We start from the raw sequence: 20315 nt of genomic DNA on the forward strand, positions 1-20315 counted from the left end.
GCAGGACCGGTCAGCACCGTCACGACCGTGACGCCTGTTGAGACGCAGCCGAGACCCGGGCACCGGCGAACCTCCGAACCTGACAGGTCGTCAGTATTGAATGTTGGGGTCGCCGGGACTACCTTCCGCCGCACGTACCCGACGAGAAGGGGTGGACGCATGGCTGAAGTCACCGCGGAATCACGCATCGAGGCGCCCGCCGCGCAGCTCTGGGCCCAGCTGACGGACTGGGACGCGTACGACAAGTGGAGCATGACCCACACCAACTTCCCGAAGGGCGGTCCCGAGACCCTCGCGCTCGGCGCCACCTTCGCGGAGAACATGAAGATGATGGGCTTCCCCGCCGAGGTCCTGTGGACCGTCTCGGAGCTGGAGGACGAGCGCCTGTTCGCCATCACCGGCAAGGGCCCCATGGGCGTGGCCGTGCTGACCCGCTACACGCTGACCCCGAACGGCGACGCCACCACGGTCCGCATCGACGGCGAGTTCACGGGCGCCGCCGTGTCCCTGATGGCGGGCAAGCTCAAGGACTCGGCCACCGCGGCGCTGAACGAGTCGCTGCGCAAGCTGGCCGGACTGGTCGTCTGACCCCGGCACGCGGCGACCGCGGCCGGTTCACCCCGTACGCATGACGGCGCGCCCCGCGAGGCTTCTCGCGGGGCGCGCCGCCGTACGTCCGCCCGGCGCCCGGGCGAGGTCGGGCCGGCGGTTCAGTGCTCGTCGGCAAGGATCAGGTGGAGCTTCTTGCGGGCGTCGTTGATCACGGCGAGGGCCTTCTCCCGCTGCTCGGGCGAGCCGGTCTTGAAGACCTGCCCGAAGGCGGCCTCCATCAGACCGACCCCGGCCGTGCGGACGTCGTGCATCGCCTCGAAGTCGAAGCCCCGCCCGGCGTCCGCCCAGGGGGCGTCCGGACCGGACTCGGCCTCGGTGCGACCGGTGTCGGTGAGGGTGAACAGCTTCTTGCCGCCCTCGCTCTCACTGACGATGAGCCCTTCGTCCTCCAGGAGCTGGAGGGTCGGGTAGACCGAACCGGGGCTGGGCTTCCACCCCGCAACCGACACCGGCGGCCGACACCGGAGCCACCGGAGCCACCCCGCACCCGTAACCCACCCACCCCCGCGGCCAGGCCAGCCAGCCCGAATTGGCCTTTGTCCGCGCCCCGGGCGCCGCCCTACCGTCGAGGGCATGCGCATCCGAATCGTCGACGCCTTCACCGACCGCCCCTTCCACGGGAACCCCGCAGGAGTCCTGCTCCTCGACGGCCCCTTCCCCCCGGACTCCTGGCTCCAGCAGGTGGCGGCCGAACTGAACCTCTCCGAGACCGCCTTCGCCCACCCCCTGCCGCCCGGCGGGGACGCGGACTGGGCGCTGCGCTGGTTCACCCCGGCCGCCGAGGTCGACATGTGCGGACACGCCACCCTCGCGACCGCCCACGTCCTCGGCTCGGCCGGCCTCGCGCAGGGCCTGATCCGCTTCGCGGCGCGTTGCGGCGTCCTCACCGCCCGGGCCGCCGAGGACGGCTCGATCACCATGGACTTCCCGACGTCCACCCTGACGCCGATCGACCCGGACCCCGAGGTGGCCCGCGCGCTGGGCGCCGGGATCACGTCGGTCCACGACACTTCCGACCACGTCGGCGACCTGCTGGTGGAGCTGGCGGACGAGCGGACCGTACGGGAGCTGACCCCCGACCACGCCGCCCTGCGCGCCCACTCCCGCCGCGGGGTCATTGCCACCGCGGTCGCCGAGGACCCCTCCCTGGGGTACGACTTCGTCTCGCGCGGCTTCTTCCCCGCCGTCCACATCGACGAGGACCCGGTCACCGGCAGCGCGCACACCGCGCTCGCCCCCTTCTGGGCCGCCCGCCTGGGTCGCACCACGATGACCGGCCGGCAGGGCGGAGCCCGTACGGGTCTGGTCCGCGTCACCCTCGCCGGCGAGCGCACCCTCCTGACCGGGCACGCCGTCACCGTCCTGGACGGCGAGCTGCTCACCGCGCCCTGAGGCCCCTCGGGGCCCGGGTGGGCGCGGCCTACGGGGTGGGCAGCCAGTCCACCTCGCCCGCGAGCAGCGCGTACCCGCCGAAGGCGACGATGTCGAGCAGCGCGTGCGCGACGACGAGCGGCCCCACCCGCCCCCAGCGCCGGTACGCCAGCACGAAGACGACGCCCATCACCATGTTGCCGATGAACCCGCCGATGCCCTGGTAGAGGTGGTACGAGCCGCGCAGCACGGAGCTGGCCAGCAGCGCCGCCATCGGCGACCAGCCCAACTGGTCGAGCCGGCGCAGCAGGTAGGCCAGCACGATGACCTCCTCCACCACGGAGTTCTGCAGGGCGGAGAGGATCAGTACGGGGAACTTCCACCACACGTCGGGCAGCGCCTCGGGCACGACCGTCAGGTTGAAGCCGGTCGCGCGGGCGGCCAGGTAGAAGGCGAGTCCGGCGCTGCCGATCCCGGCGGCCACGAGCGCCCCCCGGCCCAGGTCCTGCCACGGCCGGGTCCGGTCGAAGCCCAGGACCCGCAGCCCGGGCGCCCCCTCGCGGGTCAGCAGGTGCGCCACCAGCAGGACGGGGACCAGCGCCGACGCGATGCCGAACAACTGCCAGGCGAGGTCCAGCCAGGGCCGGCCAGGCGCGTACGAGCCGTTGAGCGTGGCGGCCTGGTCCTTCAGGCCGCCCGGCTTGGTCAGCGAACCGATGAAGCTGATCAGCGCCGAGACTCCGCTCGCGCCGAGCGACAGCGCGAGCACGAGGAGCGTCTCGGTGCGCAGGACTCCCCGCCGTCGCCCGTCCTCGCCCAGCTCCACCACCACCGGCTCCGCGCGCACGTCCGACTCCCGTCTCGCCGTCCCGCTGCGAGCCACCCCGCCGCGACGTCCTGTTCCGATCACCCCATACTGCCTCCTCGGCGGCCGGAGGGGATCATCACGGCAGGATCGGGGGGCCGACCGACGGCGCGCGGACCGGCGGACCGGCCCGCGCCCCGCTCAGCGGCCGGCCACCGTCGCGGGGTCCACCTCCCGCTCCGCGATGCCGACGGGCCAGGTGTGCACGGGCTCACCTCGGTGCATCAGCTCGCTGTAGCGGCGGGTGGTCGCCGCGAGCGCGGCGTCCCGCTCCAGTCCACCGGCGCGGGCCCGGTGGTAGGTGTCCACCTGCCAGGTCGCCCCGTTCACCCGACGCCGGCAGCGTTCCTCGATGATTCCGAGGTAGTGGTCCCGGTCTGCGGCCGCGATCCCCCACGCGTCGAGCCCGGCCGCGGCCATCGGCAGCAGCTCGTCCAGCACCAGCTTCACCGCCGGTACGCTCACCAGTCCCCCGGCCCGCCCCCGCCGCGGCCAGCGCAGCCGGGCGTCGATCCCGTACCGGCAGGCGGCGTCGAAGTTGGCCTCGGCCTCGGTGAACGGCATCCGGGTCCACACCGGGCGCTGTTCGTCGGCGAGGGTGCGCACGAGCCCGTAGTAGAAGGCCGCGTTGGCGACGACGTCGGTGACGGTCGGACCGGCCGGCAGCACCCGGTTCTCCACCCGCAGGTGCGGCACCCCGTCGGCGACCCCGTAGACGGGCCGGTTCCAGCGGTAGACCGTGCCGTTGTGCAGGACCAGTTCCCGCAGGCCCGGCACCCCGCCGTCGGCCAGCACCCGCAGCGGTTCCTCCTCGTCGCAGATCGGCAGCAGCGCCGGGAAGTAGCGCAGGTTCTCGGCGAACAGTTCGTACGCCGAATCCACCCACCGCTCCCCGAACCAGGTCCGCGGCCGCACCCCCTGGGCCTGCAGCTCGGGCGGCCGGGTGTCGGTGGCCTGCGTGAACAGCGGCGGCCGCGACTCGCGCCACAGCTCGCGCCCGAACAGGAAGGGCGAGTTGGCGCCCACCGCGATCTGGACGGCGGTCACCGCCTGCGCCGCGTTCCACACGTCCGCGAACCGCGCCGGAGTCACCTGCAGGTGCAGCTGTACGGAGGTACAGGCGGCCTCCGGCACGATCGACCCGGTGCTCCAGGTCAGCCGCTCCACCCCGTCGATGTCGAGGGTGAAGTCCTCCCCCCGCATCATCAGGATCTGCTCGTTCAGCAGCGAGTAGCGGTCCACCGCCGAGAGGTTGGTGGGCGCCAGGTCCGCGCGGGACAGCGTCGGCAGGATCCCGATCATCACCACCCCCGCGTCGATCTCCGCGGCCTGCCGGTGGGCGTAGTGCAGACCCGCACTCAGTTCCTCCGCGAGCTGGTCGAATACCCGGCCTTCGAGGCGGTGCGGAAGTACGTTGACCTCCAGGTTGAACAATCCGAGTTCGGTTTGGAAATCGGGGCTGGCTATCCGCTCCAACACCTGGGCATTCATCATTCGCGGCAAACCGTCGGCACCCGCGAGATTCAATTCGATCTCCAGCCCCATCATGTTCTTGGGGCGATCGAACCTCTTCTCCGCCAGAAGCCGCTCCAGTCCCTCCAGGCACTCGTGAAGCTTCCTCCGATACCGATGCCGATCGGACAGGTCGAATCCGCCTGCCACGACCTTCTCCCCCATCGAAGCGTCCCTCCTCGACTGGCCCGGCCTTGTGCCCCCAGGCGCGCATGTACGGTCGATGATGCCCAGGCGCCGTGATCGATAACGCCGATGACCACCCCTCGGACAGGAGCGCGCGCCGGTATGGCCGGATGGGCGCTTCGGCACATTCACCTGGCAAGTCGCCCTCTGCAAATTCCGCGTCGACTTTGCCGGTTCCGGATAACCGACGCTTTCCAGCCGAGCCCCCTTCGGGTAGCCTCCGAGGTCAGCGCGGCAGGTCTGCGCCCAGGCGGCACGAATGGCTCCGCAGCGGGGCCGGTAAGCGACTTGTCGGCAATAGCCGGGACAGCTAGCCGAAACACTGCGTGAACACGCGTCGTATAAACTCCGCTATCGAGGCAGAGAGTTGGCGCGCGGTCATTGCCCCTCAGCCCCCCTCTGGCCCCAGAATGCGACAGCGCCGTCCCGTTCCTTCCCCCGCACCCCAGGTCTCCCAAGTGAGAGGCGACCCACCATGCCGCTGCATGTCCCTCCGGCTCCCGCGCCCGCCCTGCGCAGCGTCCTCGCGGCACTCGGTTCCCCCACCGCCGTCCACGAGGCGCACACCCCGGCCCTGCGCACGGTCCAGGGCCCGCTGACCGCCGAACTGCCCCTTCCGGTGCACGTGATGGACCGGCTGCACGCGCCGAACCCCACGGCCGGCGGAAGGCCCCCGCGCACCCGGCTCACCGCGTGGCGGTTCCTGATCCGCAGCGGGGACCGCTTCGTCGCCGCGGCCGACACCCGCCTCACCGCGGACGGCTGGACCTTCTCCCACTTCTTCGAGGGGCCCTACGTCACCGCCACCGAACGGGCCCTGCGCCAGGCCGAGTCGCTGGGGACCGGCTACCAGCCGCGCCTGCTGTCCGTACCGGAGCTGTACATGCTGACCCTGTGGCTGCACGGCGCGGTGGGCGCCGACGCCGCGGCCGGTCTGCCCGCCGCCGCCGACCTGCTGGTTCCGCTCGCCCCGGCGCCTCCCGGCATCGCCGCGTTCCGGCCGCACACCGTGTCCGAACTCCTACCCGTACTGACGCACCGGCTGACCCGGCAGGCCCCTCCCGTACCGCCCCCCGTAGCCGCGCCGGCGGCCTGACCGCAGCCACCCGGACTGCCCATTCGGCCTAGTCCGTCGGGACCACTCGCGAACCATCCGAAATGACAGGGGAGTTGGCCTGAACCGCCCGCACGGGTGATGCGTCCTCAATCCATGAGGACAGCTGCCGGGAAATACCTGCGAAGCAGCCGTCCTGGGGGAAGACTGAGCCCATCCTCCCCGCAGGTGCGGGGACGACCCAGGGGGACGGCCATGAATCACGCATCGAGCCGTAGCGAACAGACCACAACGCAGCGAAAGAACGCATCCATGTGCCAGCACCAGCCTGCCTGCCCGTCATCAGAGTCCGCCGACCGGGAGGCCGCGCGCCCGGTGGCCAACCACCCGGAGCAGGGCTGGAGCCTGCTGTGCAACGGCGTCCTGCTCTTCGAGGACACCGGTGAACTCCTGCCGGACGGACAGATCATCGCGCCGCACCGCCCGCTCGCGGCAGCCTGAGCGGACCGGATCGAACGGAAGAAGGGGCCGTTCCCGGAGCATGTGCTCCGGGAACGGCCCCCTCAGCGCGTCGGCCCCGCGGGTCCGCGCCCCGTCACGCCGTCATCCGGGATCAGTTGTCGTACTCGTCCAGCGGCGGGCAGGAACACACCAGGTTCCGGTCACCGAACGCGCCGTCGATGCGGCGCACCGGCGGCCAGTACTTCTCGGCGGGCGTGACGCCGGCCGGGAAGACGGCCTCGTCCCGGGTGTACGGGTGGTTCCACTCGCCGCCCAGCGACGCGGCGGTGTGCGGGGAGTTGGCGAGCGGGTTGTCGTCGGCCGGCCACTCGCCGCCCGCGACCCGGTCGATCTCGCCGCGGATGGCGATCATCGCGTCGCAGAAGCGGTCGATCTCGGCGAGGTCCTCGGACTCCGTCGGCTCGATCATCAGGGTGCCGGCGACCGGGAAGGACATCGTCGGCGCGTGGAAGCCGTAGTCGATCAGACGCTTGGCGATGTCGTCCACGCTCACGCCCGTCGACTTCGACAGCGGACGCAGGTCGATGATGCACTCGTGCGCGACCAGGTTGCCCGGGCCGGTGTACAGCACCGGGTAGTGCGGTTCCAGACGCTTGGCGATGTAGTTCGCGCCCAGTACCGCCACCTGGGTGGCGCGCTTGAGACCCTCACCACCCATCAGGCGTACGTACGACCAGGAGATCGGCAGGATGCCCGCCGAGCCCCACGGCGCGGCCGAGATCGGGCCGACGCCCGTCTCGGGACCGGCCGTCGGCTGGAGCGGGTGGTTCGGCAGGTACGGAGCCAGGTGCGCCCGGACGCCGACCGGACCCACGCCGGGGCCGCCACCGCCGTGCGGGATGCAGAAGGTCTTGTGCAGGTTCAGGTGCGAGACGTCGCCGCCGAAGTGACCGGGCTTGGCCAGGCCCACCAGGGCGTTCAGGTTGGCGCCGTCGACGTACACCTGGCCACCGGCCTCGTGCACCTGGGCGCAGATGTCGGCGACGTGCTCCTCGAACACACCGTGCGTCGACGGGTAGGTGATCATCAGCACGGCCAGCTCGTCGCGGTACTGCTCGATCTTGGCGCGCAGGTCGGCCGCGTCCACCTCGCCGTCGTCGGCGGTCTTGACGACGACGACCTTCATGCCGGCCATCACGGCGCTCGCCGCGTTGGTGCCGTGCGCGGAGGACGGGATGAGGCAGATGGTGCGCTGCTCGTCGCCGTTGGCCCGGTGGTAGGCGCGGACGGCCAGCAGGCCGGCGAGCTCGCCCTGCGAGCCGGCGTTCGGCTGGATGGAGACCTTGTCGTAGCCGGTCACCTCGCAGAGACGTTCCTCCAGCTCGGTGATGAGCGTGAGGTACCCCTCCGCCTGCTCGACCGGGGCGAACGGGTGCAGCTGGCCGAACTCGGGCCAGGTCACCGGCTCCATCTCGGTCGTCGCGTTGAGCTTCATCGTGCAGGAGCCCAGCGGGATCATGCCGCGGTCCAGCGCGTAGTCCTTGTCCGACAGCTTGCGCAGGTAGCGCAGCATCGCGGTCTCGGAGCGGTGCTGGTGGAACACCGGGTGGGTGAGGACCTCGTCCGAACGCAGCAGGGCCTCGGGGAGGGTCTCGGCCGTGGTCGCGTCCAGGGCCTCCAGGTCGGCACTGACCCCGAAGGCGCCCCAGACGGCCTCGACGTCGGCGCGCAGGGTGGTCTCGTCGCAGGCGACGGAGACCAGGTCGGAGTCGACCTGGAACAGGTTGACACCGGCGGCGCGGGCGGCGGCGACGACCTCGGCGGCCTTGCCGGGAACCCGGGCGGTGAGCGTGTCGAAGTACGAGCCGTGCACGATCTCGACCCCGCCGGCCGTCAGGCCCGCGGCGAGCAGGGCGGCGTAGCGGTGGGTGCGGCGGGCGATCGTCCGCAGCCCGTCCGGACCGTGGTAGACGGCGTACATGCCGGCCATGACGGCGAGCAGCACCTGTGCGGTACAGATGTTGCTGGTGGCCTTCTCGCGGCGGATGTGCTGCTCACGGGTCTGCAGCGCCAGCCGGTACGCCCTGTTGCCGTCCGCGTCGACGGAGACTCCGACGAGCCGGCCCGGCAGGGAGCGGGCGTGCTTGGCCTGGACGGCCATGTAGCCGGCGTGGGGTCCGCCGAAGCCCATGGGGACGCCGAAGCGCTGGGTGGTGCCGACGGCGATGTCCGCGCCCAGCTCGCCCGGCGAGGTCAGCAGGGTCAGGGCGAGCAGGTCGGCGGAGACGGTGACGATGGCACCGAGCTCGTGCGCCTGGTCGATGACCGGCTTGATCTCCCGGACGGCGCCGGAGGCACCGGGGTACTGGAGCAGCACGCCGAAGACGCCGCGCTCGGCGATCTCGGCGGGGATGCCGTCCGACAGGTCGGCGACGACGACCTCGACGCCCGTGGGCTCGGCGCGGGTCTCGATCACCGCGATGGTCTGCGGCAGCGCGTCGGCGTCGATCAGGAAGACGCCGCCCTTGACCTTGCCGACCCGGCGGGCCAAAGACATCGCCTCGGCGGCGGCGGTGCCCTCGTCGAGGAGGGAGGCGCCGGAGGTCGGCAGACCGGTCAGGTCGGCGACGACGGTCTGGAAGTTCAGCAGGGCTTCCAGCCGGCCCTGCGAGATCTCCGGCTGGTAGGGCGTGTACGCCGTGTACCAGGCCGGGTTCTCCATGACGTTGCGCAGGATGACCGGCGGGGTGAAGGTGCCGTAGTAGCCGAGGCCGATCATCGGGGACAGGACCTGGTTGCGGTCGGCGAGCGAGCGGAGCTCGGCGAGCACCTCCGCCTCGGTCCGCGCCTCGGGCAGGTTCAGCGCGTCGGCGGTCTTGATCACATCCGGTACCGCTGCGGCGGTGAGCTCGTCCAGGGAGCCGTAGCCCACCTGGGCGAGCATCTTCGCCTGCGCCTCGGCGTCCGGGCCGATATGGCGCTGCTCGAAGGGGATGCCTCGCTCCAGCTGGGAGAGCGGAATGCGGTTGGCGGTCATGACGGAGGCCTCCTGGTCGTACGACCTGCGAGGGGCACCACGGCGCGGGCACCCGGACGGCCTCCCCCTCTGTCATCTCAACCTGAGAGCTTCACCGGGCCGCGCGGGGATCGCCCACGGGGTCCGGCTTTCACCGTCGGTGAGGAGAGGAGCCGGCACTGCGTCCCGGATCCGCCCCTGCTTTCCAGAGTGGCCTCTTCACGTGCGGTACGTATGCCTGAGAGATTCCGGGGAGGATTTGCTCCTTCGGCGCCTCCGTCGAACTCACTCGGAGGACTCTCCCGCACAGGGTCAACAGCCGTCACCCAGCCTACCAGCGAGGATCTGGACCCTCCCTCGAGTGGCCTCGTCTGCGGATATGCACTTTTGTAGTGATTACGGATGGAGTTGCGACCCTGTGGAGGGACCGTGCAGACCGACATCGATCCGCGCAGCCTGATCGGCCGCAAGGCGTTCGACCGGAACGGCGCCAAGATCGGCACCGTGGACGAGGTCTACCTCGACGACGCCACGGGCGTTCCGGAGTGGGCCGCCGTACGGACCGGCCTCTTCGGCCGGGACGCCTTCGTCCCCCTGGAACCCAGCGAGGTGGTGGACGACACCCTGCGCGTGCCGTTCGAACGCTCCCTCATCAAGGACGCCCCCGATTTCGGGGTGGGCCGCCACCTCTCCCCCGAGCAGGAGCTCCAGCTCTACCACCACTACGGCCTCGACGTGATCCTCCCCTCGGAGTTCCAGCACGCCGCGCCCCCACCCACCAGGAAGCGCCGCCGCGACGCGGGCCGGCCGGCGGGCGGGGGTTAGGACGGACGCGGCCCAAAGGTTGTGCAACACCCTTCAGCCCGGACCCACCAGGGCCGGCGGATCGGACGGCTCCAGTTCGGGGTCGTCCACCCGGAAGGTCCGGGCCCGACCGGGCGGGGACCCGGGCCCCTCGAACCGTACGGTCACCCGACCGACCCCACTGCCCTGGACCCAGCCGGGCCCGTACACCGCGTGCCGTACGTCGCTCCCCGCCGCCCAGTGCCGCACGGGACTCCCCTCCGGGCTCCCGACCGGGGCCACGGCCGCTCCGCCGCCCTCCGGGCCCCCTACGGCCGCTCCTGCCCCGGCGGTCCCGGACGCCGCGTCCGCCCCGTCCGGCACGACGGCCCCGCTCTCCAGCGCGACGCCCGGATCCGTGTCCGCCTCGGCGGCGCGCACCTGGGCGAAGAGGTCCTCCTGCGTGTAGTCCGCGAGGCCGGTCACCCCGACCCCGAGGAGCCGTACGCCGCCGGTGGTGTCCACGCCCTCCAGCAGCCGCGCCGCCGCCTCCCGCACCACGGCCGGGTCGTCCGTCGGGCCGCGCAGGGTCTCGGAGCGGGTCAGCGTCGAGAAGTCGTAGCGCCGCACCTTGAGGACGATGGTCCGACCCGAGTGCCCGGAGGCGCGCAACCGGCCCACGCACCGGTCGGCGAGCCGCCGCACCTCGTTGCGGATCCGTACCCGGTCGTGCAGGTCCACGTCGAAGGTGTCCTCGACCGACACGGACTTCGCGTCCCGCTCCGCGACCACGGGCCGGTCGTCCAGCCCCAGCGCCATCCGGTACAGCCCCGCCCCGTGCGCCTTGCCGACCATCCGGACCAGTTCGTCCTCCCCGGCTTCGGCGAGCTCCCCGACGGTGGTGATCCCGGCCCGGCGCAGGTGCTCCCCGGTGGCCGGCCCCACCCCGGGCAGGGTCCGCACCGACATCGGCGCGAGCAGGTCCCGTTCGGTGCCGGGTTCGATGAGCAGCAGCCCGTCCGGCTTGGCCTCCTCGGAGGCCACCTTGGCGAGCATCTTCGATCCGGCCAGCCCCACCGAGCCGCTGAGCCCCGTGGCGGCCGTGATGTCGGCCCGCAGCCGCTCCCCCACCGCCCGGGCCCCGGCGGCGTCGAAGGCGACCCCGCCCGCCTCCAGGTCCACGAAGGCCTCGTCCAGGCTGAGCGGCTCGACCAGCGGGGACAGCTCCCGCAGCAGGCCCATGACCAGCTCGCTGACCTCGCGGTAGAGACTGAACCGGGGGATCAGGCAGGCCCCGTTCGGGCAGAGCCTGCGGGCCTGGGCCATCGGCATCGCCGAGTGGACGCCGAACCGCCGGGCTTCGTAGGAGGCCGTGGCCACCACACCGCGCGGTCCGAGACCCCCCACGATCACGGCCTTCCCGCGCAGGCTGGGCTTCGACGCCTGCTCCACCGAGGCGTAGAAGGCGTCCATGTCCAGGTGCAGGATGGTCGGGGCGGATCTCACAGCCCGATGCTCCCCTACGGCACTGACACGGCCACTGACATCACCGCGGCGGACGCGACGACGCAGGCACCTCCCCGGCCCTCCACGAGGGCCGAGCCCCCGGAAGAACCGGATCAGCCGGGCCGCATCGCACGGCTTCGATCAGGCGGCCGCGATCAGACGGCCCGGTTCCGGCGCGCGGCCAGCTCGTCGGCCGGATTCTGGCCGACCAAGGTCTCGCCGGTGTCCACGCGTTCCCCGTGCAGCTGCGACAGGGCGTTCTCCACGTCCCGCCAGACCACGCCCACCGCGATGCCGAAGATGCCCTGCCCGCCCTGGAGCAGGCTCACCACCTGGTCCGGCGAGGTGCACTCGTACACGGTCGCGCCGTCGCTCATCAGCGTCATGCGCTCCAGGTCCTGGAAACCCCGGTCCCGCAGGTGCTGCACGGCGGTGCGGATGCTCTGCAGCGCCACCCCGGTGTCCAGGAAGCGCTTGACGATCTTGAGGACCACCACGTCACGGAAGCTGTACAGCCGCTGCGTGCCGGATCCGTACGCGAGCCGGACGCTCGGCTCCACCAGCCCCGTCCGCGCCCAGTAGTCGAGCTGCCGGTACGTGATGCCGGCCGCCGCGCACGCCGTGGGGCCTCGGTAGCCGACCTCCTCCGGCGCCGGGGCGTCGCTCACCGGCCCGACCGGCGTGGACGCCGGCTGACGGTGCGCGGGCCCGGCCGCGCCGCCGTGCAGCGGGTACGGCCCACCATCACTCCGTGCGGGGGTGCCCCCGGTCGTACCGTCGCCCGTGATCCTCACGCCGACCCTCCGTCCTTGACCTGCCCACCTTGACGGTAGGCAGTGACCAGGGGTGCGTCAACGATCGCCACACTCGGCACGCCGAGTGATAATCACCCTGAGAGTGGTTTCCCGTACCCCATTGCGGGGAAAGGCTACTCGAATGGGCTGAAAGTTCCCGGTGGGCGACGCGGCCGCGTCGCGCGGCGTCCGCCCCCGCGACTCCCCTCGTACCCCTCACTGGGGCCCGGTACCGAAGTCCTCCGGTGAGATCTGGTCGAGGAACTCGCGGAACTTCTCCACCTCGTCCTCCTGTTCGTCGGGAATGGCGATTCCGGCGTCGTCGAGCACACCGTCACTGCCGTAGATCGGCGTCCCCGTCCGCAGGGCCAGCGCTATGGCGTCGGAAGGCCGCGCGCTCACCTCGACCCCGCTCGCGAAGACCAGCTCCGCGTAGAAGACGCCCTCGCGCAGATCCGTGATCCGGACCTCGGAGAGTTCCTCACCCACCGCTTCGAGCACGTCCTTGAACAGGTCGTGCGTCAGCGGCCGGGCAGGGGCCATTCCCTGCTGGGCGAAGGCAATGGCGGTAGCCTCCCCAGGACCGATCCAGATGGGGAGGTACCGGTCGCCTCCCACTTCACGTAGGAGCACGATCGGCTGGTTGGAGGGCATTTCCACCCGGACACCCACAACGTCGAGCTCGTTCACACAGCAACCCTAGGACCTGCCCGGCCGGTTTGGGTAGTCGGGGCCCCACGCCGACCAGCGCCGTCAGCGCAACCGGACGCCGAGAGCGGTCTGCACGAGGGCCTCGTGGAGCCGTACGGACAGGCCCGCGAGCTCCTTCAACGTCGCCTCGGCGTGCGCCCTGGTCTGCGGATTGCGGTGCCTGCGCAACGGCGCGACGACCTGCTCCACCAGACCGGCCTCACGGTCCGCGGCCGCCTTCATGGCCCGCAGGTGGCGCGGTTCCAGGCCGAACCGACCGAGATCGGCGATCAACCGAGCGACGGTGACCGTCTCGGCGTCGAACCCACCGCCGGGCGCCTCGGAGATGAGGCCGTACGACTCCCACTCCACGAGCTGGACGTCGTCCACCTCCGCGGCGGCGAGCAACTCGGCCCGCCCCACCCGGGGCACGGTCGGCCGCTCCCGGCCCACCTCGCCGTACAGGGCGGACGGGCTCGCGGGATCCACGGACTCACCGTGGGCGGTGGGACCGGGGATACGGATCGGCTCACCCCGGTCCAGCGCGTCGAGCTGCTCCCGGATGACCTTCAGCGGCAGGTAGTGGTCCCGCTGGAGGCGCAGGATGTGCCCGAGCCGTTCCACGTCGCCGGTGCTGAACTTGCGGTATCCGGAAGGCGTGCGCCGGGGCTCGACGAGCCCCTCGGCCTCCAGGAAGCGGATCTTCGAGATGGTGACTTCGGGAAACTCGTCGCGCAGCGTGGTCAGCACCGTGCCGATGCTCACCAGCCGCCCGGCCTGGCCGACGGCGTTGGCGGTGCCGTTCTTCGGGGCACCGCCGGTGGGGGTACGCAGCATGGAACCTTCCCTGTGGTTCCCCCGGACCGGGTCCGGGGGAAGGGTCAGATGCCCCGCAGGCTCGCGTAGAAGACCAGCCGGTACTTGCCGATCTGCACCTCGTCGCCGTTGTGCAGGGCGACGGAGTCGATCGGCTCGCGGTTCACGTACGTGCCGTTGAGGCTGCCCACGTCGGAGACGGTGAAGCCGCCCTCCTGGCCCCTGCGGAACTCGACATGGCGCCGGGAGACGGTGACGTCGTCCAGGAAGATGTCGCTCTGCGGGTGCCGGCCCGCCGTGGTCAGCTCACCGTCGAGGAGGAAGCGGCTGCCCGAGTTGGGACCGCGTCGCACGATCAGCAGAGCGGAACCGGGCGGCAGCGCTTCCACCGCGGCCTGGGCCTCGGGAGAGAGCGACGACGACGCGTGCGGCTGTCCCGACACCTCGGCCTCATAGGCCTCGAGGCCCGAGATCGAGATCGTGGACGTGGTCTCCGAGGCACGCTCCGGCGTCAGGCCCGCCCGCAGCGGCGCGCCGCAGTTGGAGCAGAAGCGGCTGGCCGCATCGCTGCGGTGCCCACACCTGCTGCAAACCTGCTCGGCCGACATGGACGGCTCCTCGCGCCGCGGCTGCCCCGCGGAGGCATTGGTGGCATACGGGTCGGGCGCAAACCCTCCACCCGCACTTGAGGTTGATGGTTCACCGAAACCTATGCGTCCGGAACCGGCAGGGTCAACACTCGACGCGCCCTGCGCGCCCGAATTGTCACCCTGGCCGGCCACCTCATCGCGGAAGAGCGGCCGGTCGCCCTGCCCTTCCCCCTCACCGTGCCCCGCACGATGACGCGCGGCACCACTGTCCTCGCGGTTCTTCTTGCCGAACAACTTCTCAAACAACTTCACGGGCGATTCCCCTTGACCGAAACAGACCCGCCCGTGGGGCAGGACGAACTCTGCATGCACACACCTGCCGACCCGGACATTCTCACAACGTCCGTAACCACCAGACAGTTTCCACCACGCACCGCGACTTCGGTGCGGCGACCCCCCGCAGGCAGCCGCCCGCGTGAGCCGGTCCACGCTCCGCCCGACATCACGGCGATGACGACCGAGCGTAGTCAGGCTGCTTCGCAGCCCGCAAGGCATCCACAACGATCTTCGCCGACCGCGTGACGTCGACCGTCGCCTGTTCCTTCTCCAACGTCTGCACCACACCGCCGGGAATGTTGAGCGCCGGCTCCAGGTCCTGCGGTCTGCCGATCACCTTGAACTCATAGGGCTGTGTGATCTTCTTACCGTCGATCGCCACACCACCGGCCTCGTCCGAGAAGAACGAGCTCGCCACCACGCGCACACCGTTGATCTGGATCGCCTCGGCCCCGGCCGCCCGCAGCTCCTGCAACGTGTCCAGGAGCTGGTCGGACTGCACCTGACCCTGCGGATCGTTGATGCGCAGGGTGATGCCGGGCCCCTGCGCTGCCACGGTACCGGCCAGGATGCCCAGTTGGCGTTCCTTCTCCACGGTCTGCCGGCGGGCCTCCTCCGCCTGGTTGGAGCTGCTCTCCAGTTCCTTGCGCTGGTCGTCGAGCCGCTGCTTCTCGTCCTCCAGGCGCGTGGTCCGCCCGTCCAGCTCGTCGAGGATCCGTACGAGGTCCTCCTGGCGGGCCCCCCGCAGCGGGGCGCTGGCGTCGTTGTTCGACCGTACCTGGATCGCGAGACCCAGGCCCAGGACGAACAGCAGCAGCGCGACGATCAGTTGGGCGCGACTCACGCGCGGCGGCCACAGCCCGGCCGCGAGCCGCTGGCGACCGGTCTGTTCCCCGGTGGCCCCGGGGCCCCCGGAAGCTCCCGCGGAGGGCTCTGACGCGGCCTGCGCCGCCGGTTCGTCCTTCGGGGGCCGCAGCGGCTCCCCGGGCTCCCCCAGCGGGGTGTTGTCGCTGCTCATCGGCCTCACGCCCGGAAGACGTGCCGGCGGATGGCCGCGGCGTTGGAGAAGATCCGGATGCCGAGGACGACGACCACGCCCGTCGACAGCTGCGCGCCGACACCCAGTTTGTCGCCGAGGAAGACGATCAGCGCGGCCACGACCACGTTCGACAGGAACGACACCACGAAGACCTTGTCGACGAAGATGCCGTCCAGCATCGCGCGCAGGCCGCCGAACACCGCGTCCAGCGCGGCCACCACCGCGATCGGCAGATACGGCTCGACGACGGCCGGCACTTCGGGCCGGACCAGAAGCCCGACCACCACTCCGGCCACCAGGCCCAGTACCGCGATCACGATGCACCCTTCTTCGGCTCTTCCGCCGTGGCTGTACGCACGGTCAGGCTCGACGCGGCCGGTACCTTCACCTCGTCCATCGCGGACAGGGTGTAGCGGATCCCGTAGCTCTCCTGCAACACGTGCAGGTACTGGCCGTCCACGGAATCCTGGAAGGTGGTGCCGAGTCGTTTCTTGTCCCCCACCGCGAGGACCTCGTAGGGCGGCACCAGCGGCTTGTTGTCGACCAGTATCGCGTCACCGGCGGCCCTGATCGCCGACAGCGCCGTCAGCCGCTGTCCGTTGATCGAAACGGCCTCCGCGCCCGCCTGCCACAGCCCGTTCACGATGCGCTGCATGTCCCGGTCACGGACCCGGCCGGTGTCGGAGAAGCCCGCGCTCTCGCGCGGGGCCCCGCCGCCGGCCGCCGCGCCCTTCGCGTCGTCGACCACCAGCTTGACGCCGGGGCCGCGCACTTCGGTCGCGCCCGACAGCAGGTCCACGAGCCGGCCCTGGTCCCCGCCGTGCTGCTTGAGCGCCGCGCCCTGCCGGTCGGCGACCTCGGTCCGCAACCGCTCGATGTCGCGCTCCAGCCCGTTCGCCCGGTCGTCGGCGCGCTCCACGCGGTCGATCAGCTCGTGACGCTCCTTGGCCAGCACCGGCGCCGCTATGCGCGCCTGGGCGGCGCCGAGCGTCACGACCATGGCGGCGACGACCAGCCCGGCCGCGAGCCCCAGCTTCGCCTTGAGGGTGCGTGGCAGGCCCGCCGTACCGTCCGCCCGGCTTCGGGCCGCCGCTTCCGCATAGCCCTCGTCGAGGCCGTGGTCCATCACGTGCGTCAGCAGCGACATGGAGGCGTCCGGGCGCGCGGGCTGTGGGGCCGAACTCCGGTTGTTGAGCGGCTGCGACATGCCCCACATCGTCGCATGTCGCCCCCGCTCCCACCGAATGCGGTCGTACGACGGGCCGGGACGGGCAACTGCCCGTCCCGGCCCGTCGTACGCGCTGGTGGGCGCGGGCGCTCAGTGCTGTCCCGCGCCGTCCACGACCTCCGCCCACTCGTCGAGGAGGGCCTGCGCGGACGCGTCGTCGGGGCCTTCCGCCCACAGGTGGGTGACCGCTTCCGCCGGGTCCGGCAGGACGAGCGCCCACCGACCGTCGGCCTCGACCACGCGCACTCCGTCGGTGGTGTCCACCTGACGGTCCCCGGCGACCTCCACGACCCGCCGCATGACGAGCCCCTTGACGGCCCACGGCGTCGGCACGTCCCGCTTGAGGACGTGGGCCCGCGGAATCCGGGCGTCGATCTGGCTCAGCGTGAGCTGCGTCCGCGCCACCAGTCCGATGAGCTGCACGAACGCTGCCGAACCGTCGAAGACGCTGCCGAACTCCGGGACGATGAACCCGCCCCTGCCGTCACCGCCGAAGATGGTGCTCTCGGCCCGACCCACACGGGTCAGGTCGTCGGGCGAGGTCGTCGTCCACTCCACCTGCGTCCCGTGGTAGGCCGCGACCTGCTCGGCGACCCGGGTGGTCGTCACGGGCAGCGCGACCTTGCCGCTGCGCTTCGCCGCGGCGACCAGGTCGAGGAGTACGAGCAGGGCCCGGTCGTCCTCGATGATCCGTCCGCGTTCGTCCACCAGCGAGATCCGCTCACCCACCGGGTCGAAGCGGACGCCGAACGCCGCCCGCGCCGAGGCCACGATCTCCCCGAGCCGTACCAGTCCGGCGCGCCGGGACTCGGCGGTCTCCGTCGGCCGGGACTCGTCCAGACCGGGATTGATCGTCAGCGCGTCGACCCCGAGCCTGCCCAGCAGGCTGGGCAACACCAGACCGGCACTTCCGTTCGAAGCGTCCACCACGACCTTGAGGCCGGATTCGGCGATGCCGGTGGTGTCGACGCGGCGCAGCAGGGAGCCCGTGTACGAGTCGAACACGCTCGACGGGAACTGCAGGTCGCCGATCTCCCCCGGGAAGGCACGCCGGTACTCCTGGCGTGCGTAGACCCGGTCCAGTTTGCGCTGGCCCGCCTGCGAGAGGTCCGCTCCCCGCTCGTCCAGGAACATGATGTCCACGGAGTCCGGCACGCCGGGCGAGGTTCTGATCATGATGCCGCCGGCGGCGCCGCGGGCCGTCTGCTGCCGCGCCACCGGCAGGGGTACGTTCTCCAGGTCGCGCACGTTGATGGCGCTGGCCTGGAGCGCCGAGATCACGGCCCGCTTGAGCGCTCGCGCGCCTCGGGAGTGGTCTCGGGCGGTGGTGACGATCGCACCCTTCTTCAGGGTGGTGGCGTAGGCACCGGCCAGCTTGACGACCAGCTCGGGGGTGATCTCCACGTTCAGGATCCCGGAGACCCCTCGGGCACCGAACAGGTGTGCCTGCCCGCGCGACTCCCAGATCACGGACGTGTTGACGAAGGCACCGGCCTCGATCGTCTTGAACGGGTAGACGCGGACGTTGCCCTGCACGATCGATTCCTCGCCGACGAGGCACTCGTCGCCGATGACGGCTCCGTCCTCGATCCGCGCGGCCCGCATGATGTCGGTGTTCTTGCCGATGACGCAGCCGCGCAGGTTGCTGTGCGGGCCGATGTACACGTTGTCGTGAACGACGGCCTTGTGCAGGAAGGCGCCGCTCTTCACCACGACGTTCGAGCCGATGACCGTGTGTTCCCGGATCTCGACCCCGGCCTCCACCTTGGCGTAGTCCCCGATGTACAGGGGGCCGCGCAGGACGGCGTCGGGGCTGACCTCGGCGCCTTCGGCGATCCACACTCCGGGCGAGATCTCGAAGCCCTCCATGTCGACCTGGACCTTGCCCTCGAGGACGTCGGCCTGCGCCTTGACGTAGCTCTCGTGGGTGCCCACGTCCTCCCAGTAGCCCTCGGCCACGTAGCCGTAGATCGGCCGGCCTTCCTTCATGAGCTGGGGGAAGACGTCACCGGACCAGTCGACCGAGACGTCGGCGTCGACGTAGTCGAAGATCTCGGGTTCCATCACGTAGATGCCGGTGTTGATGGTGTCCGAGAACACCTGGCCCCACGTGGGCTTCTCCAGGAAGCGTTCGACCTTCCCTTCCTCGTCCACGATGGTGATGCCGAATTCCAACGGATTCGGCACCCGGGTCAGGCACACCGTGACCAGTGCGCCCTTCTCCTTGTGGAACCTGATGAGATCGGTGAGGTCGAAGTCGGTGAGCGCGTCGCCGGAGATGACGAGGAAGGTGTCGTCCTTCAACGCCTCCTCGGCGTTCTTCACGCTACCGGCGGTGCCGAGTGGCTTCTCCTCGTTGGCATAGGTGAGCTCCATTCCGAGCTCTTCGCCGTCCCCGAAGTAGTTCTTGACGAGCGACGCCAAGAACTGCACGGTGACGACGGTCTCATTGAGCCCATGCCGTTTGAGCAACCTGAGCACGTGCTCCATGATCGGCCGGTTCGCCACCGGCAGGAGCGGCTTGGGCATGCTTGAGGTCATGGGGCGAAGCCGCGTACCTTCGCCACCGGCCATCACGACGGCCTTCATGTCGGAAGAGTCCTCCTAGAGAGATGACGGTCTGGCCGACCTCACCCGCCCCCGGACGGTGACTCCGCTACTCCTCCGCGTCAGTTACCGGCGCCGAGCGAGCTCAATCGGCCGTGGCATCCGCCTTCACGAGACGACGGACTTGCACCACGTAAAGGATTCCTGCCCACCAATAGAGCGTTGTACCCCATCCTGCGAACGCCCATCCGAAAACGGACCCCGTCCAGGCCAACCAACCGGTCCCGTCACTGAGCAGTAGCAAGGGGAACGCGTACATCAGGTTGAAGGTGGCGGCCTTGCCGAGGAAGTTCACCTGGGGCGGCGGATAGCCGTGTCGACGCAGGATCCACACCATGACCAGCAGCATCGCCTCTCGGGCGAGGAGCGCGGCGGTGAGCCAGAGCGGCAGGATCTCGCGCCAGGTCAGCCCGAAGAGCGTGGTCAGGACGTAGAGCCGGTCCGCGGCGGGGTCCAGCAGCCGGCCCAGTTTGCTGATCTGATTCCAGCGCCGCGCGAGTTTCCCGTCGAGGTAGTCACTGATCCCGCTGAGCATGAGGACCGCGAGGGCCCACCCGTCGTACTCGGCCAGGATCAGCCAGAGGAACAGCGGTACGCCGACGAGGCGAGCCATGCTCAGGATGTTCGGAATGGTGAAAATTCGGTCAGTCTGGACCCGAGTCTCCTGGACCTCCACCCGGGGGCCTCCACTGTGACTGTAGAAAATGTCGAATCGATGCCCCCTGACCCTACAGGAGACCCCGACCCGGCCCGGAACGCAGAAAAGCCCCGCACCGAACCCTGAAGGGCTGGTGCGGGGCTTTCCCACAATGATTGTTCGGCGGCGTCCTACTCTCCCACAGGGTCCC

At 70.7% G+C, this 20315-nt stretch carries 19 protein-coding genes and 1 riboswitch; of the genes, 5 read left to right on the plus strand and 14 right to left on the minus strand.

Features of this window, described 5'->3' with window-relative positions:
- Nucleotides 1-159 precede the first annotated feature (159 nt).
- The gene (locus tag AB0D46_RS21595; RefSeq protein ID WP_362879634.1) at nucleotides 160-588 is read left to right on the plus strand and encodes an SRPBCC family protein; all 429 of its coding nucleotides are present in this window, start codon (nucleotides 160-162) and stop codon (nucleotides 586-588) included.
- A 122-nt stretch (nucleotides 589-710) separates the two neighbouring features.
- Here the strand turns inward: AB0D46_RS21595 and AB0D46_RS21600 are convergent, their stop codons facing one another.
- Complete coding sequence (locus AB0D46_RS21600; RefSeq protein ID WP_362879635.1) at nucleotides 711-1061, minus strand: helix-turn-helix transcriptional regulator; 351 nt, start codon at nucleotides 1059-1061, stop codon at nucleotides 711-713.
- A 124-nt stretch (nucleotides 1062-1185) separates the two neighbouring features.
- Here AB0D46_RS21600 and AB0D46_RS21605 point away from each other — a divergent pair, with 124 nt between their 5' ends.
- Nucleotides 1186-2004, plus strand: a complete 819-nt coding sequence (locus tag AB0D46_RS21605) for a PhzF family phenazine biosynthesis isomerase (RefSeq protein ID WP_362879637.1) — start codon at nucleotides 1186-1188, stop codon at nucleotides 2002-2004.
- 28 nt (nucleotides 2005-2032) lie between these two features.
- Here the strand turns inward: AB0D46_RS21605 and AB0D46_RS21610 are convergent, their stop codons facing one another.
- Nucleotides 2033-2830 carry a CPBP family intramembrane glutamic endopeptidase gene (locus tag AB0D46_RS21610; RefSeq protein WP_362879639.1) on the minus strand — a complete coding sequence of 266 codons (798 nt, stop codon included), beginning with the start codon at nucleotides 2828-2830 and terminating at the stop codon, nucleotides 2033-2035.
- Nucleotides 2831-2989: 159 nt separating this feature from the next.
- The gene (locus AB0D46_RS21615; RefSeq protein WP_362879641.1) at nucleotides 2990-4525 is read right to left on the minus strand and encodes a glutamate-cysteine ligase family protein; all 1536 of its coding nucleotides are present in this window, start codon (nucleotides 4523-4525) and stop codon (nucleotides 2990-2992) included.
- A gap of 496 nt (nucleotides 4526-5021) precedes the next feature.
- Between AB0D46_RS21615 and AB0D46_RS21620 the strand changes: the two genes are divergently transcribed.
- Both AB0D46_RS21620 and AB0D46_RS21625 read left to right on the plus strand, forming a co-directional pair.
- A complete protein-coding gene (locus tag AB0D46_RS21620) occupies nucleotides 5022-5642 on the plus strand; it encodes a hypothetical protein (protein WP_362879643.1) in 621 nt (206 codons plus the stop codon).
- Nucleotides 5643-5912: 270 nt separating this feature from the next.
- Nucleotides 5913-6101 (plus strand): DUF5999 family protein, encoded by a 189-nt coding sequence (locus tag AB0D46_RS21625; RefSeq protein ID WP_007262885.1) that lies wholly within the window; start codon nucleotides 5913-5915, stop codon nucleotides 6099-6101.
- A gap of 112 nt (nucleotides 6102-6213) precedes the next feature.
- Here the strand turns inward: AB0D46_RS21625 and gcvP are convergent, their stop codons facing one another.
- Nucleotides 6214-9099: an aminomethyl-transferring glycine dehydrogenase gene (gene gcvP / locus AB0D46_RS21630; protein ID WP_362879645.1), complete on the minus strand. Its 2886-nt coding sequence runs from the start codon at nucleotides 9097-9099 to the stop codon at nucleotides 6214-6216.
- A gap of 195 nt (nucleotides 9100-9294) precedes the next feature.
- Nucleotides 9295-9393: riboswitch (glycine riboswitch) on the minus strand.
- An 87-nt stretch (nucleotides 9394-9480) separates the two neighbouring features.
- On the opposite strand from gcvP, the gene AB0D46_RS21635 reads away from it, so the two are divergent.
- On the plus strand, nucleotides 9481-9903 hold the full coding sequence (locus AB0D46_RS21635) for a PRC-barrel domain-containing protein (protein ID WP_362879647.1): 423 nt from the start codon (nucleotides 9481-9483) through the stop codon (nucleotides 9901-9903).
- Between the two features lie 33 nt (nucleotides 9904-9936).
- On the opposite strand, the gene AB0D46_RS21640 is transcribed toward AB0D46_RS21635, so the two are convergent.
- From AB0D46_RS21640 to AB0D46_RS21685, 10 genes are all read right to left on the minus strand, one after another.
- Nucleotides 9937-11367 carry a DNA polymerase IV gene (locus AB0D46_RS21640; protein ID WP_362879649.1) on the minus strand — a complete coding sequence of 477 codons (1431 nt, stop codon included), beginning with the start codon at nucleotides 11365-11367 and terminating at the stop codon, nucleotides 9937-9939.
- A 155-nt stretch (nucleotides 11368-11522) separates the two neighbouring features.
- On the minus strand, nucleotides 11523-12161 hold the full coding sequence (locus AB0D46_RS21645; RefSeq protein WP_362879651.1) for a MerR family transcriptional regulator: 639 nt from the start codon (nucleotides 12159-12161) through the stop codon (nucleotides 11523-11525).
- A 216-nt stretch (nucleotides 12162-12377) separates the two neighbouring features.
- On the minus strand, nucleotides 12378-12851 hold the full coding sequence (locus AB0D46_RS21650; RefSeq protein ID WP_350916703.1) for a bifunctional nuclease family protein: 474 nt from the start codon (nucleotides 12849-12851) through the stop codon (nucleotides 12378-12380).
- Nucleotides 12852-12914: 63 nt separating this feature from the next.
- A complete protein-coding gene (locus tag AB0D46_RS21655; RefSeq protein ID WP_362879652.1) occupies nucleotides 12915-13688 on the minus strand; it encodes a MerR family transcriptional regulator in 774 nt (257 codons plus the stop codon).
- 44 nt (nucleotides 13689-13732) lie between these two features.
- Nucleotides 13733-14677 carry an FHA domain-containing protein gene (locus tag AB0D46_RS21660; RefSeq protein ID WP_362879667.1) on the minus strand — a complete coding sequence of 315 codons (945 nt, stop codon included), beginning with the start codon at nucleotides 14675-14677 and terminating at the stop codon, nucleotides 13733-13735.
- A gap of 82 nt (nucleotides 14678-14759) precedes the next feature.
- Entirely contained in the window at nucleotides 14760-15611 is an 852-nt protein-coding gene (locus tag AB0D46_RS21665) for a DUF881 domain-containing protein (protein WP_362879654.1), read from the minus strand.
- Nucleotides 15612-15616: 5 nt separating this feature from the next.
- Nucleotides 15617-15949: a small basic family protein gene (locus tag AB0D46_RS21670; protein ID WP_281207173.1), complete on the minus strand. Its 333-nt coding sequence runs from the start codon at nucleotides 15947-15949 to the stop codon at nucleotides 15617-15619.
- The gene (locus tag AB0D46_RS21675; protein WP_362879656.1) at nucleotides 15946-16848 is read right to left on the minus strand and encodes a DUF881 domain-containing protein; all 903 of its coding nucleotides are present in this window, start codon (nucleotides 16846-16848) and stop codon (nucleotides 15946-15948) included. Before AB0D46_RS21675 ends, AB0D46_RS21670 begins: the two co-directional genes overlap by 4 nt.
- A gap of 102 nt (nucleotides 16849-16950) precedes the next feature.
- On the minus strand, nucleotides 16951-19449 hold the full coding sequence (locus AB0D46_RS21680; RefSeq protein WP_362879657.1) for a mannose-1-phosphate guanyltransferase: 2499 nt from the start codon (nucleotides 19447-19449) through the stop codon (nucleotides 16951-16953).
- Nucleotides 19450-19552: 103 nt separating this feature from the next.
- Nucleotides 19553-20143 carry a CDP-alcohol phosphatidyltransferase family protein gene (locus AB0D46_RS21685; RefSeq protein ID WP_362879659.1) on the minus strand — a complete coding sequence of 197 codons (591 nt, stop codon included), beginning with the start codon at nucleotides 20141-20143 and terminating at the stop codon, nucleotides 19553-19555.
- Nucleotides 20144-20315 lie beyond the last annotated feature (172 nt).

The sequence above is a fragment of the Streptomyces sp. NPDC048383 genome, from assembly GCF_040651775.1.
Lineage (GTDB): Bacteria > Actinomycetota > Actinomycetes > Streptomycetales > Streptomycetaceae > Streptomyces.

What these genes read in the sequence shown, in the direction of transcription:
- AB0D46_RS21595 (WP_362879634.1), top strand. Translation starts at nt 160, where the DNA reads ATGGCTGAAGTCACCGCGGAATCACGCATCGAGGCGCCCGCCGCGCAG.
- AB0D46_RS21605 (WP_362879637.1), top strand. Translation starts at nt 1,186, where the DNA reads ATGCGCATCCGAATCGTCGACGCCTTCACCGACCGCCCCTTCCACGGG.
- AB0D46_RS21615 (WP_362879641.1), bottom strand. Translation starts at nt 4,525, where the DNA reads ATGGGGGAGAAGGTCGTGGCAGGCGGATTCGACCTGTCCGATCGGCAT.
- AB0D46_RS21620 (WP_362879643.1), top strand. Translation starts at nt 5,022, where the DNA reads ATGCCGCTGCATGTCCCTCCGGCTCCCGCGCCCGCCCTGCGCAGCGTC.
- AB0D46_RS21625 (WP_007262885.1), top strand. Translation starts at nt 5,913, where the DNA reads ATGTGCCAGCACCAGCCTGCCTGCCCGTCATCAGAGTCCGCCGACCGG.
- gcvP (WP_362879645.1), bottom strand. Translation starts at nt 9,099, where the DNA reads ATGACCGCCAACCGCATTCCGCTCTCCCAGCTGGAGCGAGGCATCCCC.
- AB0D46_RS21635 (WP_362879647.1), top strand. Translation starts at nt 9,481, where the DNA reads ATGGAGTTGCGACCCTGTGGAGGGACCGTGCAGACCGACATCGATCCG.
- AB0D46_RS21655 (WP_362879652.1), bottom strand. Translation starts at nt 13,688, where the DNA reads ATGCTGCGTACCCCCACCGGCGGTGCCCCGAAGAACGGCACCGCCAAC.
- AB0D46_RS21665 (WP_362879654.1), bottom strand. Translation starts at nt 15,611, where the DNA reads ATGAGCAGCGACAACACCCCGCTGGGGGAGCCCGGGGAGCCGCTGCGG.
- AB0D46_RS21675 (WP_362879656.1), bottom strand. Translation starts at nt 16,848, where the DNA reads ATGTGGGGCATGTCGCAGCCGCTCAACAACCGGAGTTCGGCCCCACAG.
- AB0D46_RS21680 (WP_362879657.1), bottom strand. Translation starts at nt 19,449, where the DNA reads ATGAAGGCCGTCGTGATGGCCGGTGGCGAAGGTACGCGGCTTCGCCCC.